The sequence below is a fragment of the Marinobacter sp. UBA2498 genome, from assembly GCF_002341575.1.
In the GTDB taxonomy this organism is placed as follows: domain Bacteria; phylum Pseudomonadota; class Gammaproteobacteria; order Pseudomonadales; family Oleiphilaceae; genus Marinobacter; species Marinobacter manganoxydans.
Genome location: NZ_DDOI01000148.1, coordinates 9480 through 15042, shown reverse-complemented (window position 1 = coordinate 15042; position 5563 = coordinate 9480). Strand labels below are relative to the sequence as shown.

Here is a 5563-nt window from a genome sequence, read left to right as displayed (position 1 = left end):
GCCAACGGCAATGACAGACCCGGGGATGGCATAGCCCATGGCTGCAATCCGGTTCGCACTCCGGACCCAGGAGCTGGGATTCAGCCGTGCGCCGTAACTCAGCATTACAGCAAGCGTAACGGCAACCAGCGCCGCGCTTGAGGCGAGTATCAGACTGTTGAACGCGAATTCCAGAAAACGCGTCCCGAAAAGGCTGTCGCCGGTCGTAATCGCCATTTCCAGCAGAATCAGGGCCGGAACAATAAAACCAATAAGAACAGGCAGGAAACACACTGCAAAGGCGAGCGCAGCCTGACCTGAATTCAGCGAATACTCGGGCAATGCCTGGTACCGTGCCGAGGTATGGTATTGCTTGCCACCGCGGGAAACGCGTTCCAGAACAACAACAAGAACCACGAACACCAGCAGGCAGGCTGCGAGCTGAGCCGCTGCAACCGGCTCACCCAGGCCAAACCAGGTCCGGTAGATTCCGGTGGTGAAGGTATCGACGCCAAAGAACTGGACTGCCCCGAACTCGTTCAGTGTTTCCATCAGGACCAGCGAAACGCCGCCGATGATCCCAGGACGGGACAGCGGCAGAGCAATGCGTTTGAACATACGCCATGGCCCCAGGCCCAGAGTGCGGCCAACATCAAGTGCACTTACCGACTGCTCCATGAACGACGCCCGGGCAAGCAGGTACACGTAGGGGTAGAGCACCATGGTAATCAGCAGGGCAGCACCGCCCAGGGACCGGATATCCGGAAAGTAATAGTCGCCAAACTCCCAGCCGAACCAGTCGCGCAAGGCGCTTTGTAGTGGCCCCGCAAACTGCAGGAAATCCGTGTAAGCATAAGCAATAACGTAGGTTGGCACCGCCAGCGGCAGCAGAAGGGCCCACTCGAACAGCCGCCTGCCGGGAAACCGGCACATAACCACCAGCCAGGCGCAGGCAGTGCCAATCAGGGTGGTTCCTACAGCCACAGAGACACTGAGCACCACGGTGTTACTGAGGTATCTTCCAAGAACCGTGCTGACAAGGTGTTGCCAGACTTCACCGGACGGGAAAAACACATGGGCAAGGATGACCAGCACTGGCATCGCAACCAGCAGGGCGATCACGAGGGTGCTGACCGTCCAGGCATTGAAACGACGCGCGCGATGACTGGCGGCGCCGGTTCCGGGGCCAGCGCCAGCAAAACCGCTTGTCTGTGATGTCGTATGTTCAGCCATAAAGCCTATGAAGGGCTGGTAGGGACACGGAGTATAAGGGATACGATGGCGTTATGAAAAATAGCCACCCTGAAGGAGGGATATTGAAGCCTCGATCGGCCTGAGCGAGTGCCAGGGTGGGCGACCGAGGTCGCCGCACACCTCTGCTCAGCTGACGAGCCGGTTGACCTGCTCCACGAACGCTGTGGGCAGGGCATCAATCACCGGCCGGGCGTCTCCGCAAACATCCGGATGCGGGGCGTCAGGCTCTCTGGCCAGAACATTGGGGTTTTCCGACCAATGCAGCAGCTCCAGTGTGCCGTTCTCCTGCTCCACCAGCGCCGTGCAGTGTTCTACCCAATCGCCGTCATTGCAGTAAAGACCATCTTCGCTGCGCAGGAAGCCGGCGGAGTGGATGTGGCCGCAGATAAAACCGTCGTAGTTGCCCTTTTCCGCGACCGTCAGCGCCGCCAGTTCAAACCGCCGGATGAACGTGCGCGCCTTGCCGATTCTGCTCTTTACCCAGGCTGCCAGCGACCAGTAAGGCTTGCCCTTGAGCCGGCGCCAGGCGTTGAACCAGCGGTTCAGGCGGAGCAGGATACCGTGGGCACGGTCACCGACCAGAAGCATCAGCGGGCTGCAACGCACCACCTGGTCAAACTGGTCGCCGTGGCAGACCATGAAGCGTCGACCATCTGCGGTGGTGTGTATGGCCTTGTAGCGCAGCTCAATACCGGCAATGGTCTGGCCGCAGAACCGGCGCAGGAAATCGTCGTGGTTACCGGGCACATAGACCACCCGCGTTCCACTGGCAGCCAGCTCAATGAGTTTGTGAATGACGGCCTGATGGGAATCCGGGAAGTGAACCCGTCGCTGCATCGCAATCAGGTCGATGATATCGCCCACCAGATACAGAGTTTCGCAGCGGACCTGGTTCAGGAAATCCAGCAGATACTCGGCCTGGCAGTCAGCCGTGCCCAGGTGCACATCGGAAATGAAAACGCTCCGGTAGCTCCGCATCTTGCCTCCCGTCTTTCAACCATTCCGGATGCTGACACCTTGGCAAGACCGGGTGACGGGGACATGACAACAACAAGACACTTCTGTGACGTTCAGAAAGGAATCAGGGGGAGGGAACGATGGCTATCCGGTAACCGATTGGGTTACCGGAATATCACTGCTCGGTGTCTGAATCCGTTAGCGCAGGTCCGGATTCAGGGTGTAGGTACCCGTCACCCGGGCGCTGGCCAGTACGTGGCCTGCCATGGCTTCCCGCACATCGTTACCATCGAACTCGCCATCCAGGGCAAGGGTATCCACATCCAGTGCATGCACCTCGAAGTGGTAGTGATGGATGATCTCATCGTTCCAGGGCGGACAGGGACCATCGTACCCGGCGTAGGTGCCGTTCATGTCGGGATTGCCCGCCAGGAACTGGGTGTAATTGTTCACGCCGCGGATACCGATGGGACCGGGCCCCGGCTCCTTGCCCTTGGGAATCACGCCATCGCTGTCTTCGCCTTCCGGAATCCGGGTGGTGCCGGCAGGCACATCCACCAGCAGCCAGTGGAAAAAATCGACCCTCGGGATGTCCCTGGAAACCGTCTTGCCTTCCTGGTTTACATCATCCGCAACGCTGGGCACGTCCGGATCAAACATCATCACCACGAAGCTTTTCGTGCCCTCGGGCGCACCGTCCCAGACAACTTCGGGGTTCCGGTTGGGACCGAAGCTCATGTGGTCATCTTCGCTGTATACCCCGAATGCGAATTTCTCGGGAATCGGCTGGCCTTCTTCGATGCCTTCAACCTGCAGTTTCACGGCGTTGCCTCCTGTCGTTTTTAGCCTTGGGCTCATTGACTGTGTCTGGGACAGTCTCATTCTGTGATAATACGTTTTTAACACAAAATCGATTGAACTGACCACGGAGCCCCGATGAGCCAACAGAAGCCCGGCAAGCCGCAACAACCCGCGAACCAGAAAGACGAGGATGCGGTTGCCTTCGCCCAGGGTATTTTCGAACTGGCCCGCAACGGCGGTGCCGGACCTCTGAGCGTGATGCTTGATGCCGGCGTCCCGGTGAACATGCGCACCAGCGAGGGCGAGACCCTGCTGATCCTCGCCAGCAAGCACGGCCACCCGGAAACGGTACGCCTGCTGCTGGAAAAAGGCGCCGATCGCGAAGCGAAGGACAGCAACGGCAATACCGCTCTGTCGCTGGCAAAAACCGACAGCGTAAAGCGCCTGTTCGAAGAATCCGGCCGGTAAGCCGGCATGTTCAACAAAGGCGAGATTATCCACCACACCCGGGATGCCCTGGGCAGCATTCTGGTGGTCGATTACCGCAAACACCGGGTGCTTACCTTCAATTCGGTGTTCGAGCAAAGCAAGATTGATCGCCGATTTCCCTATCTGCCAGTCCATGAGTACAACCGGGCCATGATGCTGCCGGCGGTCTTTGCCAACCCTCGCCACGTCACCATTCTGGGTCTGGGCGGCGGCGTGATGGCGGGCGCTTTTCACCATCTTTATCCCGAGTGTCGGATACACGCCGTCGAACTGCGCCAGGCGGTACTGGACACTGCCAGGGAATTTTTTGATCTGCCCGGCAGTGAGCGCCTTGAGGTAACCATTGCCGATGCCCGGGATGCCCTGGAAAAGCTGCCGGAGGCGAGCACGGATATGATTCTGGCCGATCTGTACAACGCAGACCGGATGAGCCCTGCACAGGCCCAGAAACAGTTTGTGGATGAGTGCGCCCGGGTGCTCACGGAGGACGGCTGGCTGGTGCTGAATTACCACCGGACTCCGGATGTCCAGGGGGCTTACTTCCGGCGGCTCAAGAGGCACTTTGCGGTGCTTCTTGGCTTTCGAAGCAAAAGTAACAACACCGTGGTTTATGCCAGCAAACAGCACTTCCAGTCGGTGCATCCCAAAGATCCGGTGTTGGCGGAACTTGAAAGCCGGCTGCCGATTGACTGGCGCCGGCTGATGGCGAAGGTCAGCCGGATGGAGTGAGGTCGCTCACAACCATTTTTCTTCGGGGCTCTGATAACCCTCAAAGGCTCGGTGAAGGGTCGCGGGCTGATCGGTCTGGATCAGCATGTCGATATATTGCTGCTTGAGAAAACCCGCCCGCTCCATGGTTTGCGCCATCGCCAGCAACGGGTCAAAAAACCCGTTGACGTTGTAGATGGCACAAGGCTTCTGGTGCAGCCCCAACTGGCCCCAGGTCCAGGCTTCGAACAGCTCTTCCAGCGTGCCAATACCACCCGGCAATGCGACAAAGCCGTCGGCCAGATCCGCCATCAGGGCCTTGCGCTCGTGCATGTTTTTGACCACATGCAGCTCGGTCAGGCCGGAGTGGGCCAGCTCCCGGTCCCGCAGATGCTCGGGGATGACCCCGTGGACCCGGCCGCCCGCGGCCAGGACCGCATCCGCCACAACACCCATCAGGCCGACGTGCCCGCCACCGAACACCAGCTCAATGCCATTTCGACCGAAGTAATCACCTAACTCCCGGGCCTTGTCCGCGTAAAGCGGATCATTTCCGGACCGGGAGCCGCAATAAACCGCGACCTTCATTCACCGTCACCAATCTTGTCCTGGGTTTGGGTCTCGAAATCACTGGCGTCGTGACGCTCGTGCAGCTGGCTGCTCGGCTCACCCCAGGCCCGGTTGACCATGCGGCCACGCCTGACCGCCGGGCGCTGGGCAATCTCATCCGCCCAGCGAATGACGTTGGTGTAGGTGTGAGCTTCCAGGAACTCGGCCGCGTCATACACCTTGTTTTTCACCAGGGCGCCGTACCAGGGCCAGATCGCCATATCGGCGATGGTGTATTCATCGCCCGCGATGTAGCGGTTATTGGCCAGCTGCCGGTCGAGCACATCCAGCTGACGCTTGACTTCCATGGTGTAGCGGTTGATCGGGTACTCGTAGTATTCCGGCGCGTAGGCATAGAAATGACCGAAGCCGCCACCGAGCATGGGCGCACTGCCCATCTGCCAGAACAGCCAGTTCATGGTCTCCGCGCGTCCGGCGATGTCACTGGGCAGGAACGCCCCGAATTCTTCCGCCAGGTAAAGCAGGATGGACCCGGATTCGAACAGGCGGATGGACGGGGTGACACTGTGGTCCACCATGGCCGGGATCTTGGAGTTGGGGTTCACTTCCACAAACCCGCTGCCAAACTGATCGCCCTCGGTAATCCTGACGAGCCACGCATCGTACTCGGCGTCCTTGATACCCAGCTCCAGCAGCTCCTCCAGCATCACCGTTACTTTCACGCCGTTGGGCGTCGCCAGCGAATAAAGCTGCAACGGATGCTTGCCAACCGGTAGCGCCTTGTCGTGGGTCGGACCGGCGATCG

7 protein-coding genes are annotated in these 5563 nt (G+C 59.5%); 2 read left to right on the top strand and 5 right to left on the bottom strand.

Annotated elements, in window-relative coordinates:
* From B2W52_RS20495 to B2W52_RS20485, 3 genes are all read right to left on the bottom strand, one after another.
* A partial coding sequence (locus B2W52_RS20495; protein ID WP_286803997.1) for an ABC transporter permease occupies positions 1 to 1212 on the bottom strand: 1212 nt, incomplete at its 3' end.
* 147 nt (positions 1213 to 1359) lie between these two features.
* Positions 1360 to 2211, bottom strand: coding sequence for a UDP-2,3-diacylglucosamine diphosphatase (locus B2W52_RS20490; RefSeq protein WP_014578963.1), 852 nt, complete (start codon positions 2209 to 2211; stop codon positions 1360 to 1362).
* A 177-nt stretch (positions 2212 to 2388) separates the two neighbouring features.
* A complete protein-coding gene (locus B2W52_RS20485) occupies positions 2389 to 3012 on the bottom strand; it encodes a YbhB/YbcL family Raf kinase inhibitor-like protein (RefSeq protein WP_008176858.1) in 624 nt (207 codons plus the stop codon).
* Between the two features lie 114 nt (positions 3013 to 3126).
* On the opposite strand from B2W52_RS20485, the gene B2W52_RS20480 reads away from it, so the two are divergent.
* Both B2W52_RS20480 and B2W52_RS20475 read left to right on the top strand, forming a co-directional pair.
* A complete protein-coding gene (locus B2W52_RS20480; protein ID WP_008176856.1) occupies positions 3127 to 3459 on the top strand; it encodes an ankyrin repeat domain-containing protein in 333 nt (110 codons plus the stop codon).
* Between the two features lie 6 nt (positions 3460 to 3465).
* Positions 3466 to 4209: a spermidine synthase gene (locus B2W52_RS20475; protein WP_008176853.1), complete on the top strand. Its 744-nt coding sequence runs from the start codon at positions 3466 to 3468 to the stop codon at positions 4207 to 4209.
* A gap of 6 nt (positions 4210 to 4215) precedes the next feature.
* Here B2W52_RS20475 and B2W52_RS20470 read toward each other — a convergent pair whose 3' ends face one another.
* Together B2W52_RS20470 and yghU are read right to left on the bottom strand one after the other, a co-directional pair.
* Positions 4216 to 4776: an LOG family protein gene (locus B2W52_RS20470; protein WP_008176850.1), complete on the bottom strand. Its 561-nt coding sequence runs from the start codon at positions 4774 to 4776 to the stop codon at positions 4216 to 4218.
* Positions 4773 to 5563: glutathione-dependent disulfide-bond oxidoreductase (gene yghU, locus B2W52_RS20465; protein WP_286803996.1), on the bottom strand; the 791-nt coding region annotated here is incomplete at its 5' end. The genes yghU and B2W52_RS20470, both read right to left, overlap by 4 nt.

Excerpts from the sequence above, each read along its gene's own strand:
- B2W52_RS20490 (WP_014578963.1), bottom strand. The coding sequence starts at position 2,211 with ATGCGGAGCTACCGGAGCGTTTTCATTTCCGATGTGCACCTGGGCACG.
- B2W52_RS20475 (WP_008176853.1), top strand. The coding sequence starts at position 3,466 with ATGTTCAACAAAGGCGAGATTATCCACCACACCCGGGATGCCCTGGGC.
- B2W52_RS20480 (WP_008176856.1), top strand. The coding sequence starts at position 3,127 with ATGAGCCAACAGAAGCCCGGCAAGCCGCAACAACCCGCGAACCAGAAA.
- B2W52_RS20470 (WP_008176850.1), bottom strand. The coding sequence starts at position 4,776 with ATGAAGGTCGCGGTTTATTGCGGCTCCCGGTCCGGAAATGATCCGCTT.